This window comes from Bradyrhizobium sp. SZCCHNGR1005 (assembly GCF_032489995.1).
Lineage (GTDB): Bacteria > Pseudomonadota > Alphaproteobacteria > Rhizobiales > Xanthobacteraceae > Bradyrhizobium.
This window is the reverse complement of sequence record NZ_JAUEZC010000010.1, coordinates 118,277-134,976: the sequence shown is the minus strand read 5'-3', so window position 1 is coordinate 134,976 and position 16,700 is coordinate 118,277. Positions and strand designations below refer to the sequence as shown.

Genomic DNA, 16,700 nt, shown 5'->3' with positions numbered 1-16,700 from the left:
AGCGGTGAATGGTATTGCGTTCATCTGCACGAAACAGTTTCGCAGTACTTTTAGGTACATTTTGAAGTGAAGGCGGTGATATCAGATCGGTTACGGCCATGAGCGACATCACGACGGACAAACGCATTGCGCCTCGCCACCGGGTGCTCAAACAAGGTCGGCTTGCCTTCGACGGCGGCGGCGCCGTCGATTGCATGGTGCGCAACCTTTCCGACACGGGCGCTCGCGTCGAAGTCGTCACCCCGGTCGGTCTGCCTGAAATCTTCACCCTGGTGATCCCGGCCGACAAGTTCACCCGCCGCTGCCACGCGGTGTGGAGTCACGACAAGCGGATCGGGATAGCGTTCGACTGAGTTCGCGGCGGACGTTTGCAGACGATCGACAGGTCAGACCAGGGCTGATGTCATCGGGCCCATAAGCGCGGGACGCGATCACGGAGCGATGCCCCGATGACGATCCGATCGGCCAGCACCGACATCGTCCATCTGAACGCCGCCGGAGCCGGCTTGATGCCGGAGAGTGTGACCGCGGCGATCACATCGCATCTCCACCTCGAGCGCCGGCGCGGCGCACATTGGGCTATGCAGGAAGCGGGAACGGCGCTCGATGAGACGCGCCTGCTCGCGGCGCGTTTGCTTGGCGTTGAGCCGCATCATCTCGCATTCGGCGAGCAGACCAGTCGGCTCTGGGCGCTCGCCTTCGCATCGATGCCCCTCGAGCGCGGCGACCGCATTCTGCTCGCACGCAACGATTGGGGCGGCAACATCCTGAACGTGCTGCAGCGTGCGCAAGCGAGCGGCGCCGAGATCATCCGTCTGCCGATGTCCACATCCGGACTCATCGATGTCGAGCGCACTGCATCGCTGATCGACGACAGCACGGCCGCTATTTGCGTGTCCGCAGTCGCCAGCAGTTTCGGAGCGCTGCAACCGGTGGCGGCGCTCGGCGCCCTGCCGCGCCCGGAGCATTGCCTCTATTTCGTCGATGGCGCACAGGCCGTTGGACAATTCGATGTCACGCTGCCCGGTGTATCGGCGGATGTCATGGTCGCGCCGGCCAGGAAATGGCTGAGAGGCGGACGCGGTCAAGCCATGATGGCACTGTCGGGCCGCGCAATGCGGCGTCTCGGAGCGCCCCCTGTCTTGGACCAGATTGCAGGAAGCTGGCAACCCAACGACACCTTCCGGCTGCGGGAGGATGCACGGCGGTTCGAAACCTGGGAATTCTCGGCGGCCGGACGCCTCGGCCTGCGTGCCGCGCTACAGGAGCTGAACGGGATCGGCGTGGCCGGTGTTCGCGCCGATCTCGCCGATAAGCTCAGCCGCCTGGAGACAGCCTTGCACGCCGTGCCAGGATTTCAGATCTTCGAAAGTGAACACGGTGATCGCGCCTTTCTGACGCTCCATCATGCAAGAATTCCCGCCGACGCGCTCGTTCATGCACTCGCGACACGAGATATCGCCATTGCATCGATCGGCCCCGACTATGCGCGCTGGGAGCTCGAATCCCGCGGCCTCGACAAGATCGCGCGGATCGCGCCTCACATCTATACAACGAACGACGACCTCGCCCGATGTGCCGATGAGATCGCCAGGATTGTGCAAACCCAAGCGCGCACGGATTAGGCCCGTGTCGGTGGCACCAAGTGGACTGCTACTCCTCAGGCCGCTTCTGTAGCTACTTCTGCTTCTTGTCCGGCTGTGACGGCCGCGCCCCACTCCAGGGATCGTATTTTTCCTTCGGTTCCGGGATGCGCTCGAGTGCCGCCTTGTAGGCGCCCTCATCGATTTGCGGTTTCTTCAGCTCGCTGCTGCGCTGATCGCCGCCGCGAGACCGTCTGCCGCCGCCCATCTGCGCCTGCGCCGGCCAGGCCACGAGCCAGACCAGCACCGCAATCAGCACGATTCTCATCGCACGCTCCGTCCCTCGTATGCGGACGAACTTACCCGTTATCGCCTCCAGGGCAACGGCATATTGCATGGCGGGGATTCCCGAGGCGGCCGCCGTCAAAAAACGGCCAACGACCACATATGCTAGTAGTCACGCCGGCTAGGAAAATGTGGCGGGATGCGCCCGTAGCCGCCGCCATATACGCCACCAATCCCGATGCCAACCGGCGGCACGCGAACGGGCGGAGCGTAATATTGGCGAACCGGAGGCTCATAGACCACGACATCCTCAAAGTCGCGGACATGTGGCGTACGGCTTGCGCGCCGGGGCGGATTCGCCTCGTGCTTCTTTGAAGGCTTTTCTTCGACCTTATTTGTCCCGTTGTTTCTGGGCGGCATTGAACAGGGACCGATCGCTGCATTGGTCGGTGCAATCGAGGGACTCCCCTGAGGTGCCGTGCTCCCGACCGACGTGCTGGCAACCGCCGCTACGGGCGTCACGACAGGACGGTTGCGTAAGCGTTCGATCAATTTCCGCGCAGTCGGTGTGAGATCGCTCTCGGGATAGCGGCCAAGAAAGGCCTGATAGGATGCCACCGTATTGATCAGCACGGCCTCATTCCACGCGGCCATCCGGTTGTGAAGATCGAGCCAGGCGCGGGCCTGCGGTCCAAACGGTGGCTGGGTATACAAGGTGACAAAGGCCTCATAGGCCTCCACGCTGCCGTCGCCGACGATCATCTCATGGGCGAGCTCGACCGGCCTGCCCTGCAATGTCCGCCGCCATTCCTCCACACTCAGCTTGGCTGTCACGAGCTTTGGTGCGGCATTCGCCGCGGACGCATCGGTGGCGGCGATGAAGCGGAAATCCTCGGTCAGAGACGAGGACTCCCATGGCGTCTGTCGTCCCTCGGTCTCCTTGTTGACGGCGACACGCACCCGCTTGAACGCCTCCTCGATCGGAAGGCCCGGCTCCCGCGCGGCCTTGAGCAGCGCCGCTGTATAGGGGCTGTTGCTGCCGCTGCCGTCCTCCGCCTCCGCGCCGGGCGAGGTCGAATAGGACAGGAAGGTGCCGGGTGCGCCGGTCTTGGCGTCCACCAGCGCGAGGCCATGGCCCGCGGTCTGATTGAGCGCCGGGAACGGATTGTTGCGGCAGGCGTCGAGCAGCAGGATGCGCATCCGGCTCGGCACCGAGTTCAAGGTATTCAGCACGTCGTTGAGCCGTACCGCCTGCAGCGGAATGTCCGCCTCACGCTGCGGATCGACATCCACCGGGATCAGATAGTTCTCTCCGTCGATCTGCAGGCCATGCCCGGCATAGAACACGAGCGCCACCGTATCCGGCCCCTTCGCTGCGACCCTCGCGGCAAAGTCGCCGACCTGCCTGTTGATATCCCGCTGCGACAGGTCGGCAGCAGCCGTCACATCGAATCCGGCATCGGTCAGCAATTGCGCCATGGCTTTGGCATCGTTGGCCGGATTGGGTAATGCCGTCACTGCACGATAGGCGGACTGCCCGATCACCAGCGCCAATCGATTTTCGGCCGCGGCCGGCTTCGCACCGACCAACAATCCGCCGACAGCGAGGGCGGCACACAGCAGCTGGCGAAACATGGCGATCTCCTTGCTCGTCGATGACCCTCGTTGCGCTTTGGTCGGAACAATTCCGATCCTGGTTCATGGCGGTCGGTGGCTATGTGAGGTGGTGCACAGTCGGCTCGTCGGCACGAAACGGTGAGCGGCAGGGTTCGCACGATCAGCAAATGTTGATCGCTCCGGCCGGGTCTTCGCCGCGATCATGGATAGGCTCTGCGCAGATGCGTGGACCAGCGCAGCGCAGTTGAATGTCCGGTCGGTTCTCGATGCCCTCTCCCTCGGAGTTCAATCAAAACCATACTGCAATCAATGGGTTTTCCGATTCCGAAGCTCGCAAACGAGCCTACCGCGAGCCGATGCGAGCTTCGAAAGCGGAGCATTAGCTTGCCAGTGCAGCCGGCGGTCCCTCATTCGGCGTTGATGACGGCCATCGCATGGACAGCGTTGGCATTGACGCTCTCCGGATGCGGCACCGCCGACAGCCGGGCGTCCGTTCCGGCGTTCATGCGAGCCCGGGAGCCGGACCCGCCGCGACCCGAGCCGGCGCCTGATGTCAAACGCCTGGTCAACACCAACCTCGACAGCATCTTTCTCGCCAGTTCCTATCCGCGCAACATGCGGGTCTCCGAGCCGCATCGCGCCGTCCGCGGTGACGGCTGGACAGCGTGCGTTCGAGCCGACCTGACATCGGCGACGGGGACCCCGCTCGGCTCGCAGACCTACCGGCTCCTCATCACAGAGGACGGGATCAAGGACCGGCGTCGCGTCGGTAACGAAGATAATTGCGTGTCCGAATCCTTCACGCCGCTTCTGCCAACCAAATAGGATCAGGCGCGCGGCCGGAATTACCGCTCCGGCCCAAAAACCTTACCTTCCTATTAACGCGTGCCGTCGCTCGGCGATTTACCCCTCCGCGCAAATTTAACGAATCTTCGGCACCATCCCCTCCGTATATCAAAATGTATATGACGGGCTGGTCAGATTCTTCATGAACATTCATCTCGTGAGCGACGACGTAGCCAAGCTCGCCGTGCTTCGTGGCATGCTGGAAGATCGTTGTTCGCTGACATCCGAATTGCTTGATGGCGCGCATGTAAGCGGCCGCAATATCGACTCCCTCGTTGTCGCCGCAGATCTGCGAAGCGTCGACAACATCACGGCGCTGAAGGAAATCTCCGATCAGCTGTCGCGCATTCCGAAACGGATATTCCTCACCGACCACAAGTCGCGGCTATCTACCGTTCAGGCCTATGCGCTCGGTGCGACGAGCGTGATGTCCAGCACGCCGACCCGTAACCAGCTGTTGAGCAAGCTGCTGGATCTCCGGCCATCGTCGCTTGCGCCAAGCATCACACAGGACGGCGGACGGCAAGCGGCGTTCGCCGGTGCCACCTGCATTGCCTCGATGTTCGCGGCCGTCCTGAGCGGCGGCGAGATCGACGTCGAGGAGACGCGGCGCGCCGGCAAACGCATCGCCGATTGCGTTGCAGAGAACGGATTGGCCGAGTGGCTCGCCAACGTCCGTCGCCATCACGAAGGCACCTATCAGCACTGCCTCTTGGTCACCGGCATCGCGGTCGATTTCGGTTTGAGCCTCGGCGTCCGAAACTACGACCTCGAACGCCTCTACATGGCCGCGATGTTCCATGACATCGGCAAGGCTAGGATTCCGCTCGCGATCCTCGACAAGCCCGGTCGCCTCGACAGCAACGAACGAGCGCTGGTCGAAACCCACCCCGCTGCCGGCTACGACGCACTCAAGGGCAACGCTGCCATCACGCCGGAGATGCTTGATGTCGTCAGGCACCATCATGAATTTCTCGATGGCAGCGGCTACCCGGACGGGCTGTGCGATGCGAGCATTTCGGATCTGACCCGCATTCTGACTATCTCGGACATCTTCGCGGCGCTGATCGAGTATCGCATCTACAAGCCGGCCATGCCACGCGAGAAAGCCTACGAGATTCTCCAGAGCATGGAGGGAAAGCTGGAGATGCCGCTGGTCGGCGCGTTTCGCGAGGTCGCGCTGGCGCGGTGAAATTCGGCCGGCGTAGCACCGACGGTTAACACGACCGCTCAAATTGCAGGCAAACTGCAAGTCTCTGTTGCCAGCTCTGGGATAGCATCGCTCACAAGGGATGTGGTTGGCAGGGGATTTGGACGTGGCCGAGGTAATCGATCGAATGCCGGTCTGTGAGCGACCGCGCACCGAGGCTAGCGGTTCACAACGAGCATCCACCCTCGGGAACACCTTGCTGCCGCTCAGCACCGTTCCGCTCGACGAGTGGCGCGCGCTCTGCAGTCGGATGGTAGAGCCTAACGGCTATTATCTTCCGGACTGGCACATCGCCGTGAACGGCTCCGCGCGTGGCCGGACCGGCACGTCGGCACTATGCGCCTGGAGCGGTGGCTCGACCACGCGCCTGATCGGGCTCATGCCGGTCACCTCCATGTGGCGCGCGTACAAGCTGCCCCTGCCCGTGCTGGTGAGCGGCCATCCCTACGGCACGCTATGTACCCCGCTCATCGATCGCGACGTGATCGACACTGCAATCACCGGTCTGCTGCAGGCGGCGCGGCAGGCCGGCGCGCGGGCATTGCTGCTGCGCGATGTGGCTCTTGAAGGCCCAGTCATGCAAGCGATCACGGCGGCATCGGCTCGCGAGAGCCTGGCACCACGGCCCCTGCAATCGCATTTGCGCGCGTGCCTCGATGCCGGCGGTGATGGCGAAGCCGTCTTGCGCGAGGCGCTGGGGCCCAAGAAGCTCAAGGAGTTGCGGCGGCAGCATCATCGGCTGGCGGAGCATGGCCCCGTCAGCTTCGAGGTTGCCCGCACGCCGCAGCAGGTGGCGCCCGCACTCGAGAACTTCCTGAGGCTGGAAGCCAGCGGCTGGAAAGGCCGGCGCGGCACCGCGCTGATCCAGCACGAAGGCGACGCGGCCTTCATCCGCCGTGCGGCACCTGCCCTTGCCGCCAACAGCCAGTGCGAGATCCTGACCTTGCGCAGCGGCGACACGGCCATAGCTGCAGGCGTGGTGCTACGGCATCAGAATCGCGCCTTCTTCTTCAAGCTCGGCGTCGATGAGCGCTATGCGAAATATTCTCCGGGCGTGCAGCTCACCATCGCGATCACGCGGCATCTTTGCGCCGATCCCGCCATCACCTCGGCCGATTCCACCGCCGGGCCCGATCACCCGATGATCAATCCGATCTGGCGCGGGCGCCTTGCGATCGGCGACATCCTGCTGCCGCTCCGCGCCCGCGATCCCGTGGTGGACCTGATCCATGCCACTCTGCTCGCGCGGCGCTCCGGGCTTGATCTCGCCCGACGCGGCGTTCATGCACTGCGCAGCTTACGACGGCGCTAACGCCAGATCCTACTCCGCCGCCTGCGCATTCACCTCGGCCGAGACCTGGCGGATGGCGCGGGCCAGGAGCTGCGGATCCTGCGCACCTGAGACGGCATATTTCTGCGCAAACACGTAGGTCGGCACGCCGGAAATGCCTTTCTCCGCCGCTTCCTGTGCCTGTCCGGAAACCAGCGCGACGTCCTCCTCACTTGCAAGACGACGACGAACGTCCCCTGCGTCGAGCCCACAATCGGCCGCGGCCTGCACGAGAACATTGATGTCGGTGAGGTCACCGCCGTCGCGGAAATACAGCTCCATCAAGCGCTGCTTCATCTCGGCCGCCTTGCCGATTCCACCGGCCCAGTGAATGAGCCGATGGCAGTCGATCGTGTTGGGCTGGCGCGCGACGAGATCGGGCCGATAGCTCAGCCCCTCCTGCTCGGCAGCGGCGACGACCCGGCCGGCGATTCCCTTGTAGGCCTCGACCGAGCCGAATTTGGTGGTGAGATACTGCTCGCGGCTGATCCCCTCGCGCGGCACCCAGGGATTGAGGAAGAACGGCCGCCAATGCACCTCGACCGGAACGTCCGGCACCAGTTGCAACGCCTGTTCGATCCGGCGCTTGCCGATATAGCACCAGGGGCAGACGACATCGGAAACGATGTCGATCACCAGCGGCTTCAGACTACTCGTTGACGTGCCCATGTGCGGATCCTCGGCGCTCGGGTGCTCCGCCCAAGATAGGCCGGCTGCAGCCGAGCGCAAGCAGAGCTATAGGCTCGCCGCCAGCTCCCGCAGCTGCGCTCTGGTCAATTCGTCCGCCGGAAAGAAAGTCTCGAGCGCCAGTTCCGACAGCGTGATGTCGACCGGCGTGCCGAACACCATGGTGGTCGAAAAGAAGCTCAGCACGTCCGCGCCATGCCGTAGCCTCAAGGGGATCGCGACATTGTCAGTCGCGAGCGGCCCCGATCGTGCAGGAATCGGATAGGTCCTCAGTTCCTCGTACCGCTTGAGCAGCTCGGGATCGGCGGTCGCCTCGCATTGACGATGCAGCCGTTCCAGCAGGTGACCGCACCATTCGGCGAGATTGACCGTGCGCGGTGCCAGCCCTTCAGGATGAAAGGCAAGACGCAAGACGTTGACCGGAGGACCGAGCAGCTGTGGCGAGACGCCGCCGAGCAGCGGTGCGACCATGCGATTGGCAGAGACGAGATTCCAGTGCCGGTCGACCGCAAGCGCCGGATTGGGCTCGTGCGCTTTGAGCACCAGCTCGACGGCCTCGCGCGCCGCGGTCAGCGCAGGGTCCGCCAGCGAACGCTGCGGAAAGGCCGGCGCATAGCCGGCTGCGACCAGAAGCACGTTGCGGTCTCGCAGGGGCACGTCCAGTCGCTCCGCCAGTTTGAGGACCATCTCCCGCGACGGCGCGGCGCGACCGGTTTCCACGAAGCTCAGGTGCCGCGCCGAGATTTCCGCGTCGAGCGCGAGGTCGAGCTGGCTCAAATGACGCCGCTGCCGCCACTGCCGCAAATGCTCGCCGACATGAACAGGCTTGGCGCGGTCGGCGCGCGCCAGAGATGCGTGTGCGTTCATGCTGCAAAACCTATCACGCGCCTTGCAGCGCTTCCATTACGCGGAAGGTAATCGATTTACCTCACCCGCCGGATCATCTTCGTAGCCCAAGGAGATGACCATGAGCACGCCGACCGCCCCCAACGCTCGTCCCTCTGCCGGGATCCTGGACTGGTTGACCGGACTTGCCACCAGGCTGCTGGCGCGCTCATTCCACATGCCGGAGCCGCTGGTGACGGCGACCGGCAGCCTCGTGTTTGCGCATGTGCAGGCGATCGAGGCCAGAGCGGTCAAGACGCTGCGGCCACGACGTTTGTCGCGCCGTCTGCAATCATGGCTTCGCTGAACACGCGATCGCGAGCCGCGGGCCTGTTCATGGATTCCGGTGATGCGCGCGCGTTTTTCCGGCATAAAATCTGCCGGGGAAATGCGAGGAGTAGTCATGGCAGATCACGTGAGCGGGACGGAGGGCTATGCCGAGGAGGCAGACGATCTCTTTGTCCGCTATGAGACCCATCGTGCGGAAGATCTGCATCGTGCCGTGCTCCACCTCATCCCGAAGCCACCGGCGCGCGTGGTCGACATCGGCGCGGGCACCGGCCGCGATGCCGCATGGTTGGCTGGACTGGGCCATCAGGTGGTCGCCGTCGAGCCCACCGACACCTTGCGGCTGCGGGCGATAGCGCTACATCCTTCGCCGGCCATCACCTGGATCGACGACAGCCTGCCGGAACTTGCCGCGCTACGATCGCGCGCACAGGCCTTCGACCTAGTGATGCTGACCGCCGTGTTCATGCATCTCGATGCTGAACAGCGAGCGCGGGCGATGCCGAATATCGCGAGCCAGATTGCGCCTGGTGGCCGGCTGATCATCCGCTTGCGTCACGGCCCGGTCCCGCCCGGCCGACGCATGTTCGAGGTCGCAAGCGAGGAGATCATCGCACTGGCCGGCGCTCAAAAGATGACGCTGGTTTTCGACGAGCATGCCGGTTCGCAAGATGCGCGAAACCAGGCCGCCGGCGTGACCTGGACGACGCTCGGCCTTATGAAGGCGTATTGAGCGGATTGAGTGAAAGCGCATCGAGCAAAGTGGCGCTGCTGACGCAAACGTACGGCGACAACGCACCGACTATAGGCGCCGCTGCCAACTCCGTTCAGGCGGCCCGGGCCTGCCCGCTCAGTGAGCGCCCCTTGGCCCGCTTGGCGCTGCCGTTCAGGCCGCGCTTGACCTTGGCGGTTGCCCTGACCTTGTCCGTCTTCGTCTTGCGCCGCGTGCTGGCCTTGCCCAGCTTCTCGGCCTTGCGTTTGGCCTTGCGCTCTTCCTTCTCCTTCAGCCGGAGGCGTTCCACCCGGGCCTCGGCGCGCTTCTTCTTGCGCTTCTTTTCGCAGGCGTCGCACTTGCAGCCGATCGGCTTCAGATAGGACTTGAAGTAGTCGGTACCGTAATCGTAGTTGATCTCCTCGCCGGGCTCGATGTTCCGGATGGCGCGGATGAAGATCTTCTTCTTGCGCGGCTTGACGTCGGACTCGGCGTTCGGCTTGCAGGAATGGTTGATATAGCGGGCGATGTTCTCTCGGATCGAACCGTCGATTGTCCAACGCTTGTCGAGCTCGAACAGATATTTGTTCTCGATCGCGTCGTCCTTCTCCTTCCTGGAGTCCAACAGCGGCCCGAAATAGCGGATGATCTTCTCACCCTTCTTGATCGGCTTGGTGGCGAACAAGCCAAGACCAGTCTTCGAGCGGCCGATACGGTAGGGTTTGTTCGATGGAATGACAGGCATGATCGAGGTGGCAGGAGGTGACGACGTCGCAGGGCCGCCGTTCTAGGACAATTTCTTGGCGATGTCAGGTCCTTCCGGGCGCTTTATCGCCCCGTCCCCAACTTGAGAACGTCGAACAAAAGACACCGTTGGAGGGCTGAAAAGAGCCATGAGGAATTATCGGAAACGATCGGCCGTTTACGCGGCCTTGAACACGTCCGTTGTGCTCATCTTCCTGGCAGCCCACCTGGACGGCGCCCTTGCCCAGCCGGTGTTCGGCAGCACCTATTCCACGACGGCCGCCGCCAATTGCTGGAGCGCGAACGGCAGCAAGGACGCCGACGAGCATGCATCACGCATTTGTCGCGGCAAAGCCGGCCTGGTCGTGTCGGTCACCGTCGATGATTTGCGACAGACGCTCTCGGTCGGTCGCAATCGAACCGAAGCGGCCCAGCAGCCGGCTGCGCAGGCTTGGTTCGGTCCGTTCAGTTCCGCCTCGACCAGGGTCGAATGGCGCATGGCGGGCAGCGAGCCCTTCGCGACGATCCAGCGTTGGCAGATCGCCGACCAATCCGATCCGGACCCGGCCGGGCGTCCCCAGGACAAGCCGTTGCTGATCGTCACGCGGCTACCGCCCGGCCAAGTCTGCCATGTGGCCTATATCGACGCCGCAGCGAATCCGGACGCCAATGAGCTTGCCCGTCAGGCGGCCGACGAGATCGCGCGCGACTTCGACTGCGGCAAGGACCAGGTCAAGATCGTCGGCAATCGCGGGCGTGCCGTCGAGCTGGCCACCCAGCATTAGCCGCCCCAACCCACGACTCTCATTCGGGTTTCGCGATCTACGCTCACGGCTCCGGGCGGGTGACAGTGGTCTTCAGCATCGCCTCGAGCAAGATCTCGGCGTTCGTGCCGGCCGGCAACCGCCGCAAAATATCGGCCAATCGCCCATCGAGCAGCAGCATCGTGTAGCCATGCACGAGCGACCACGCACGCGCGATAACGGCAGCATGGTCGAGCGACAATGTCCGGTCGCTGATTTGCTCCTGACGATCGGCTCCAACCGCGCCGGCAAGTCCGGCAAAAGAGGCCTCCGCCGCCTCGCGCAGCGAGGGCCGCGTATAGTCAAGGCGCTCGGTCCGGAACATCAGGCCATACATGCCAGGATTGGCCTGCGCGTAGGCGACATAGGCGCGGGCGCGCGCCAGCGCCTTGTCGATCGGCGTGGCCGCGCTGTTTCCGGCGGCCTTCATTGTCGCATTGAAGCGACGAAAGCCGATGGCGGCGAGCTCGCTCACAAGCCCGGTCAAATCGCCGAAATGATGTGCCGGTGCCGCGTGCGAAACACCCGCCTCGCGCGCGACAGCGCGCAAAGTGAGCCCGGCGAGGCCATCCCGTTCCAGCACGGTTTCAGCCGCTTTCAAGAGGGCGTCGCGCAAGGCGCCATGATGATACGGGGCGGCCTCCCCGTCGTCCCCGGCGCGCGCGGGACGGCGCGGACGCCTCGGCCGCACAACGCGCCCAGGCTCCGTCAGGCTGCGGCGACGGCGCGTTTTTGCGGGCTCGGCTTTTCTTGTCATCTGAACAAGATACTATATAATTTTGACAGTGGAAAGATTATTTGGGCTGGGTCGATCCGTAAAGGCGCGGGAGCCATCCGAGAGGATAAAGGAGCAGCCGAGCCTCGGTCAGCGCTGGCCTGCCGGCTTGGTGCCGACCATCCACCGCTCTCGTCCCTCCTGCTGCGTTCACGTAAGCTTGACACTGTCAAGATTCTGCTTGCCGAGCCCGGTCCCAGGCGATAGTTATCTTTCCGATGTAAAGATTGGCTCAGGAGCAGCCATTCATGACGGTCTTCCTGATCCTCGCCCCATACGGAATCTACGCCGCGCTGCTGACGGTCGTCTCGGCCACGCTGAGCCTGTCGGTCGGCGCCATCCTATGCTTCGTGGTGATCGCGAGCGATATGCGCCGCGGCCGCTCGGTCAAGATCCTGGGTGCGGGTTCCGGGGTCATATTCGCGATCCTCGCGTGCTACTGCGCCCTGATCGATCCGGCGATCAGCCCGGCCACAGTGCGGCTCGCCGTCGACGGCGGCATCTTCGCGCTTTCGCTCGGCTCGATTCTGCTGCGCATGCCCTTCACGCTGCAATATGCGATCGAAGCGGTGCCGGCGGAAACCGCGGCCATGCCGGGCTTCCTGCAAGCCAATTACGTGATCACGGGGGCCTGGACCTTGGCGGCGCTGCTGATGATCGTCGGCAATCTGATGACGCTCTATGTGCCCGGCCTGCCCTACTGGACCGGACTTGCGGTCGCCTTTGCCGCGCGAAACAGTGCGCTCTACTTTACGCGCTGGTATCCGACCTATCGACGTTTGAAGGACGAGGCCGCGCTGGCTACCGCCACGCTGGCGAAATAATAGCAGCCGACAACCGAGGATGAACCATGAAAGATGCCTTGCTCGAGCTGGGCACCGACTTTCTCTCGGCCATCGTCTTTTTCGTACTCTATCTGGTCAGCGGCAGCGCCGTGCTGGGCACGAGCGTCGCGATCGCGACAGCGATCGCACAGGTGGCTTATGCCCGCGCCAAGGGCCGGCCGCTCGGCTTCATGACCTATGCCAGTCTCGGGCTCGTCGTCGTCCTCGGCACCGTGACCCTGCTGACCAACGATCCCCGTTTCATGTTCGCGAAGCCCGCGATCGCGCATTTTGCGGTCGGCGTCATCATGCTCAAACGTGGCTGGATGTCGCGCTACGTACCGCCGGTCGTCGCCGAGACCATCCCCGAATATGTCATGGCAGCAGGCTATGCTTGGGCGGCCCTGATGTTCGTCCTCGGCATCGGTACCATCGCGGTGGCGATGACTGGCGATCTCAAGCTGTGGGCGATCTATATCTCAGTCGTGGCAGCAGGAGCGAAGGTCGCCGCCTTCGCGATCCAGTTCATTACCTTTCGGCTGGTCACAACGAGCCGCATTCGGGCCGCGCGCGCCTGATCGCCGCAATGGGCTTATCTCTCAAGATGCGGTATAGAGCCGCCGAGCGACGCCTGGGCCGGACCAGCCTATCAGACTTGCTTTCCGGGCTCGGCCGCGTCGGAGCGGTAACATCAGGAGAACAAGCGGATGGCTGTGGACGGCAACTGGAATCTTACCCTGAACACGCCGATGGGCGAACGGACCGCGACCTTGAGCCTGACAAGCTCCGGCAGCACGCTGACCGGCACGCAGGCCGCGGAGGGCGATTCAGCCGAGATTTTCGATGGTACCGTGAACGGAGACGATGTCGCCTGGAAGGTCTCGATCACAAGCCCGATGCCGTTGACGCTCGACTTCAAGGGCAAGGTCACCGGCGACGCAATCGCCGGCGAGATGGGCATCGGCTTTATGGGCAGCTTTCCCTTTACCGGCGCGCGGGCCTGAAGACCGATTTCCGTTTGACGGATTGTGGGCCCGCTTCACCCGACAGCGGGCCTTTTCCTTGCCCCCTTCTGCCGATCATCGAGAGACTTCGAGGAAGTGGCGGCCTTCCTTGTCTTCGATCTCGATGATCCAGGCGTCCGGATCGAAGCGAAGCTCTTTGGCGAGCCGCTCCTCGATCTGTGCTTCCGGCAAGGGCTGCGCCGAAGCCGCGACGAAATAACGATCGATCGGGCGGCTGTCGTCATACATCGTCTGCGGCGCCGGCACGTACAACACCGCGGTGCCGTCCATCAGGGCGATCTTGACGAAAACAGCACCGGCTTCCTCGGCGCCCCGCCGACGGACGGCGCCGAACATGCCCGCAGCCTGGCAGCGGCGCAAATAGGCCGCCACCCATATGCTGGATTTCAATCGCATCGGAGAACTTCAGACCGCCACATCGGCGCGCAAATCGCAGCGCGCGCCTGCTCTATTCGATCGGGTGGCCGATGACAATCGCGAGTTCGCGCACCATGCGATCGGACACCTGTCCGGTCACCGGCAGCTTGCGTTCCCGCTCGAATCTCTGGATTGCGGCCTGAGTATCCGGCCCGATCATTCCGGTCGGCTTCAGCTGTCCGTAGCCATATTCGGTCAACGCACGCTGGACGGCCGCGATACGACGCGGATTGCCGCTCTGAGCCACGGGCTGCTGCGCCCGCGATGCCGATCCCTGCCCGCCGCTGACCGATCTGACGAGGTCCGCCAGGGGATCGGAATATTTCTGATCTCCCTTGGCTTCCCCCACTTTCGCATCGACAGCCTTGGTCTCGGCGGTCTTTGCTTCCGACGGGCGCGTCTCGATCACTTTCGGGTCGAATGGCGAGACTTCGGCGTCGATCGGACGCGGACGCGGCAATGGGTTTGAAGTGGGCAGGACTGGCGGGACAGCAACGAACGAGCCGAACATCGGTGCCGGATGCGGCCCCGATTGCAGGAACACCGCATTGACAATGATGGCGCTCGCTGCAGCACAGGCGAGCAGGCCCGCAAACAGATCCTTCGGACTATAGAGCAGCGCACGCATCAAGAGGCCGCGCTCATCGGCAGCCTCCACGGCGGCGGCCGCGGTCCGCTTGCGACGGCGCGGCGCCTCGTCCTCATCTGCGGCTCGTCTAGGCACTCTTCTTCACCTGAAACGCCTGCCCCTGCGGCAGCGTGCGTCCAGCCGGAGCCAGGGTCATGATCTTGCCTTCGTCCGGCGGCGCGAAAGCCAAGGGCAACACCACGGTCACCGTCGTTCCTTCATCGAGCTTGCTTTGTATCGACATTTCGCCGGCGTGCAAGCTCACAAGGCTCTTCACGATCGAGAGCCCAAGCCCGGTTCCCTCATGACGACGCTCATAGGTCTTGCCGGCCTGGAAGAATGGATCCCCGATCCGCTTCAGGTCGTCGGGAGCGATCCCCACCCCGGTATCGCTGACGCGCAGAACCAGTTGCGCCTCGTCCGCTGCGGCAGCGACCGTCACCTTGCCGCCACGTTCGGTGAACTTGATCGCGTTGGAGACGAGATTGAGCACAATCTGTTTGAAGGCGCGTGGATCGCCGGTGATGTCAGGCAGATTTTGGGGCACATCAGCCGACAGATCGACGCCGTTCTCGCGGGCGCGCAGGGCCAAGAGGTTGCAGCAACTAATCAACGCCGTACGGGCTGCGAATGGTTCGGGCGTGATTTCGAAATTGCCCGATTCCATCTTGGACATGTCGAGGATGCCGTTCACGACGGAAAGCAGATGCTGACCGGAATCATTGATCAACTGGGCATATTCGCGGCGGCGCGCGGCGTTCAGCATCAGGTTCTGCTCCTGAACGAGCATATCGGAAAAACCGATGATCGCGTTCAAGGGAGTGCGGAGTTCATGGCTCATCGTCGCCAGGAAGCGCGTCTTCGCGGCGTCGGCCCGCTCGGCCGCACCGCGCGCAACATCCAACGCCTGCTCCTGGAGCTTGCGGTCGGTGACGTCGCGCATCACCGCAACGACCTCGGCCTCGGAGCCCACGCCCGTCGGGCCGGCCCGATCGAGCGGACGGCAGCGCATCTCGACCCAGATGAATTCGACGAGATGGTTTGAACCGCACGAATCGACCGGAACGTTCCGGCGCAGCCTGAACTCGACACTGGAGGCTTCGCTCCCACGCGCGGCATCCGATAATGCCGTCAGGTAGGCCGGGCGATCAGCGACATGGACACGCTCGAACAGGCCATGCTCGTGAAGCTGCATCGCCGGCACGCCAAGCAAGGTCTCCGCGGCCGGCGAGATGAACATCACGGCGCCGTTGCGCCGATGCCGCGAGATCACGTCGCTCATGTTGCGCGCGAGAAGGCGATAGCGCTCCTCCTCTTTTGAAAGCAGGACAACGCTGGTGCGTGCCAATGCGTCCGCGGCAAAGGCGAGAACTGCCGCATAGAGGGTGGCCGAGGCGACGCCAAAGCCGATCAAGCTCGCACGTAGCGCGGGATTGCTTTCCGCCCGCGGCAGCGACTCGAAATGGTCGATCAGGATCAGCGTGGCCACGCAGGCCAGAGCAAGCATGGCAGCGAACACGACAACCCTGCGCGAGGCGGACAGCGCAGCTTCGAGCGGAATGACGATCAGCCAGACGGCGGCGAAGGATTCGATGCCCCCGGTCTCGATCGCGACCACCATGATCAGTGCCGAGAGCGCGAGCGACGACAGCGCATAGGCGCCTTCGTAACGGCCGGTACGCGACAGAAACCAGGACAGCAGAATCGGCGCGATCAGCCAGGCCAATGCTCCGACCTCGAGCGCGCTGGGCGCGCCGCGCATGGCGAGATAAGCGGGGAAGATCGCGAAGGCGCCCAAGCTGCCGAGCAGGCGCGGTGCGATGAAGGCGCGGTGGCGCGCGCACGTCAGCGCGTCGTTTCGAGCCGATGGATGCAATAACGCATCAAGACAATCGCGGATGATACTCAACACACTCACGGCTCTCGCGCCTCGGCCTATCGGTCGTCCTATCGAAGGACGCGCCGGGACGCCCTCTGTCGTCGTGCGTCAACGTCTCAGACTCGCATTAAGCGAACGCTAAGGCCCATGCCCTGCGGACTG

Annotated in this window: 20 protein-coding genes; 11 read left to right on the top strand and 9 right to left on the bottom strand. The window is 63.6% G+C overall.

What is annotated here, in order from left to right; all coding sequences use genetic code 11:
• Positions 1-98 precede the first annotated feature (98 nt).
• Positions 99-353, top strand: coding sequence for a PilZ domain-containing protein (locus QXZ85_RS30140; protein ID WP_315706105.1), 255 nt, complete (start codon positions 99-101; stop codon positions 351-353).
• A 96-nt stretch (positions 354-449) separates the two neighbouring features.
• Positions 450-1,625 (top strand): aminotransferase class V-fold PLP-dependent enzyme, encoded by a 1,176-nt coding sequence (locus QXZ85_RS30135; protein WP_315706106.1) that lies wholly within the window; start codon positions 450-452, stop codon positions 1,623-1,625.
• Between the two features lie 52 nt (positions 1,626-1,677).
• On the opposite strand, the gene QXZ85_RS30130 is transcribed toward QXZ85_RS30135, so the two are convergent.
• Both QXZ85_RS30130 and QXZ85_RS30125 read right to left on the bottom strand, forming a co-directional pair.
• A complete protein-coding gene (locus QXZ85_RS30130; protein ID WP_315706107.1) occupies positions 1,678-1,911 on the bottom strand; it encodes a hypothetical protein in 234 nt (77 codons plus the stop codon).
• Between the two features lie 122 nt (positions 1,912-2,033).
• Complete coding sequence (locus QXZ85_RS30125; RefSeq protein WP_315741454.1) at positions 2,034-3,503, bottom strand: caspase family protein; 1,470 nt, start codon at positions 3,501-3,503, stop codon at positions 2,034-2,036.
• Positions 3,504-3,875: 372 nt separating this feature from the next.
• Between QXZ85_RS30125 and QXZ85_RS30120 the strand changes: the two genes are divergently transcribed.
• The 3 genes from QXZ85_RS30120 (at position 3,876) to QXZ85_RS30110 (ending at position 6,853) form a co-directional block, all read left to right on the top strand.
• The gene (locus QXZ85_RS30120) at positions 3,876-4,310 is read left to right on the top strand and encodes a hypothetical protein (protein ID WP_409977698.1); all 435 of its coding nucleotides are present in this window, start codon (positions 3,876-3,878) and stop codon (positions 4,308-4,310) included.
• Between the two features lie 163 nt (positions 4,311-4,473).
• Positions 4,474-5,523, top strand: coding sequence for an HD-GYP domain-containing protein (locus QXZ85_RS30115; protein ID WP_315706109.1), 1,050 nt, complete (start codon positions 4,474-4,476; stop codon positions 5,521-5,523).
• A 145-nt stretch (positions 5,524-5,668) separates the two neighbouring features.
• A complete protein-coding gene (locus QXZ85_RS30110) occupies positions 5,669-6,853 on the top strand; it encodes a GNAT family N-acetyltransferase (RefSeq protein ID WP_315741796.1) in 1,185 nt (394 codons plus the stop codon).
• Positions 6,854-6,862: 9 nt separating this feature from the next.
• On the opposite strand, the gene QXZ85_RS30105 is transcribed toward QXZ85_RS30110, so the two are convergent.
• The gene (locus QXZ85_RS30105) at positions 6,863-7,540 is read right to left on the bottom strand and encodes a DsbA family oxidoreductase (RefSeq protein WP_315741455.1); all 678 of its coding nucleotides are present in this window, start codon (positions 7,538-7,540) and stop codon (positions 6,863-6,865) included.
• Between the two features lie 66 nt (positions 7,541-7,606).
• Positions 7,607-8,425 (bottom strand): helix-turn-helix transcriptional regulator, encoded by an 819-nt coding sequence (locus QXZ85_RS30100; protein WP_315706111.1) that lies wholly within the window; start codon positions 8,423-8,425, stop codon positions 7,607-7,609.
• 100 nt (positions 8,426-8,525) lie between these two features.
• Between QXZ85_RS30100 and QXZ85_RS30095 the strand changes: the two genes are divergently transcribed.
• Positions 8,526-8,750 carry a hypothetical protein gene (locus tag QXZ85_RS30095; RefSeq protein WP_315762115.1) on the top strand — a complete coding sequence of 75 codons (225 nt, stop codon included), beginning with the start codon at positions 8,526-8,528 and terminating at the stop codon, positions 8,748-8,750.
• Between the two features lie 96 nt (positions 8,751-8,846).
• Entirely contained in the window at positions 8,847-9,464 is a 618-nt protein-coding gene (locus tag QXZ85_RS30090) for a class I SAM-dependent methyltransferase (protein ID WP_316175416.1), read from the top strand.
• 94 nt (positions 9,465-9,558) lie between these two features.
• Here QXZ85_RS30090 and QXZ85_RS30085 read toward each other — a convergent pair whose 3' ends face one another.
• A complete protein-coding gene (locus tag QXZ85_RS30085; RefSeq protein WP_315706114.1) occupies positions 9,559-10,188 on the bottom strand; it encodes an SET domain-containing protein in 630 nt (209 codons plus the stop codon).
• A 148-nt stretch (positions 10,189-10,336) separates the two neighbouring features.
• Between QXZ85_RS30085 and QXZ85_RS30080 the strand changes: the two genes are divergently transcribed.
• On the top strand, positions 10,337-10,972 hold the full coding sequence (locus QXZ85_RS30080; protein WP_315741458.1) for a hypothetical protein: 636 nt from the start codon (positions 10,337-10,339) through the stop codon (positions 10,970-10,972).
• 43 nt (positions 10,973-11,015) lie between these two features.
• On the opposite strand, the gene QXZ85_RS30075 is transcribed toward QXZ85_RS30080, so the two are convergent.
• A complete protein-coding gene (locus tag QXZ85_RS30075; protein ID WP_316175414.1) occupies positions 11,016-11,747 on the bottom strand; it encodes a TetR/AcrR family transcriptional regulator in 732 nt (243 codons plus the stop codon).
• A 266-nt stretch (positions 11,748-12,013) separates the two neighbouring features.
• Between QXZ85_RS30075 and QXZ85_RS30070 the strand changes: the two genes are divergently transcribed.
• The 3 genes from QXZ85_RS30070 to QXZ85_RS30060 all read left to right on the top strand — a co-directional run bounded on the left by QXZ85_RS30070 (position 12,014) and on the right by QXZ85_RS30060 (position 13,593).
• A complete protein-coding gene (locus tag QXZ85_RS30070) occupies positions 12,014-12,589 on the top strand; it encodes a hypothetical protein (protein WP_315706117.1) in 576 nt (191 codons plus the stop codon).
• Between the two features lie 26 nt (positions 12,590-12,615).
• A complete protein-coding gene (locus QXZ85_RS30065; protein WP_315706118.1) occupies positions 12,616-13,167 on the top strand; it encodes an inner membrane-spanning protein YciB in 552 nt (183 codons plus the stop codon).
• Between the two features lie 129 nt (positions 13,168-13,296).
• Positions 13,297-13,593, top strand: coding sequence for a hypothetical protein (locus tag QXZ85_RS30060; RefSeq protein ID WP_315706119.1), 297 nt, complete (start codon positions 13,297-13,299; stop codon positions 13,591-13,593).
• A 75-nt stretch (positions 13,594-13,668) separates the two neighbouring features.
• Here the strand turns inward: QXZ85_RS30060 and QXZ85_RS30055 are convergent, their stop codons facing one another.
• The 3 genes from QXZ85_RS30055 to QXZ85_RS30045 are packed head-to-tail and all read right to left on the bottom strand — an operon-like array spanning position 13,669 to position 16,577.
• On the bottom strand, positions 13,669-14,010 hold the full coding sequence (locus QXZ85_RS30055) for a DUF1491 family protein (RefSeq protein WP_316168375.1): 342 nt from the start codon (positions 14,008-14,010) through the stop codon (positions 13,669-13,671).
• A gap of 52 nt (positions 14,011-14,062) precedes the next feature.
• Positions 14,063-14,755: a peptidoglycan-binding domain-containing protein gene (locus tag QXZ85_RS30050; protein ID WP_316168376.1), complete on the bottom strand. Its 693-nt coding sequence runs from the start codon at positions 14,753-14,755 to the stop codon at positions 14,063-14,065.
• Positions 14,748-16,577: a PAS domain-containing sensor histidine kinase gene (locus QXZ85_RS30045; RefSeq protein WP_315741461.1), complete on the bottom strand. Its 1,830-nt coding sequence runs from the start codon at positions 16,575-16,577 to the stop codon at positions 14,748-14,750. The genes QXZ85_RS30050 and QXZ85_RS30045 overlap by 8 nt, the downstream gene beginning before the upstream one ends.
• Positions 16,578-16,700: the final 123 nt, after the last annotated feature.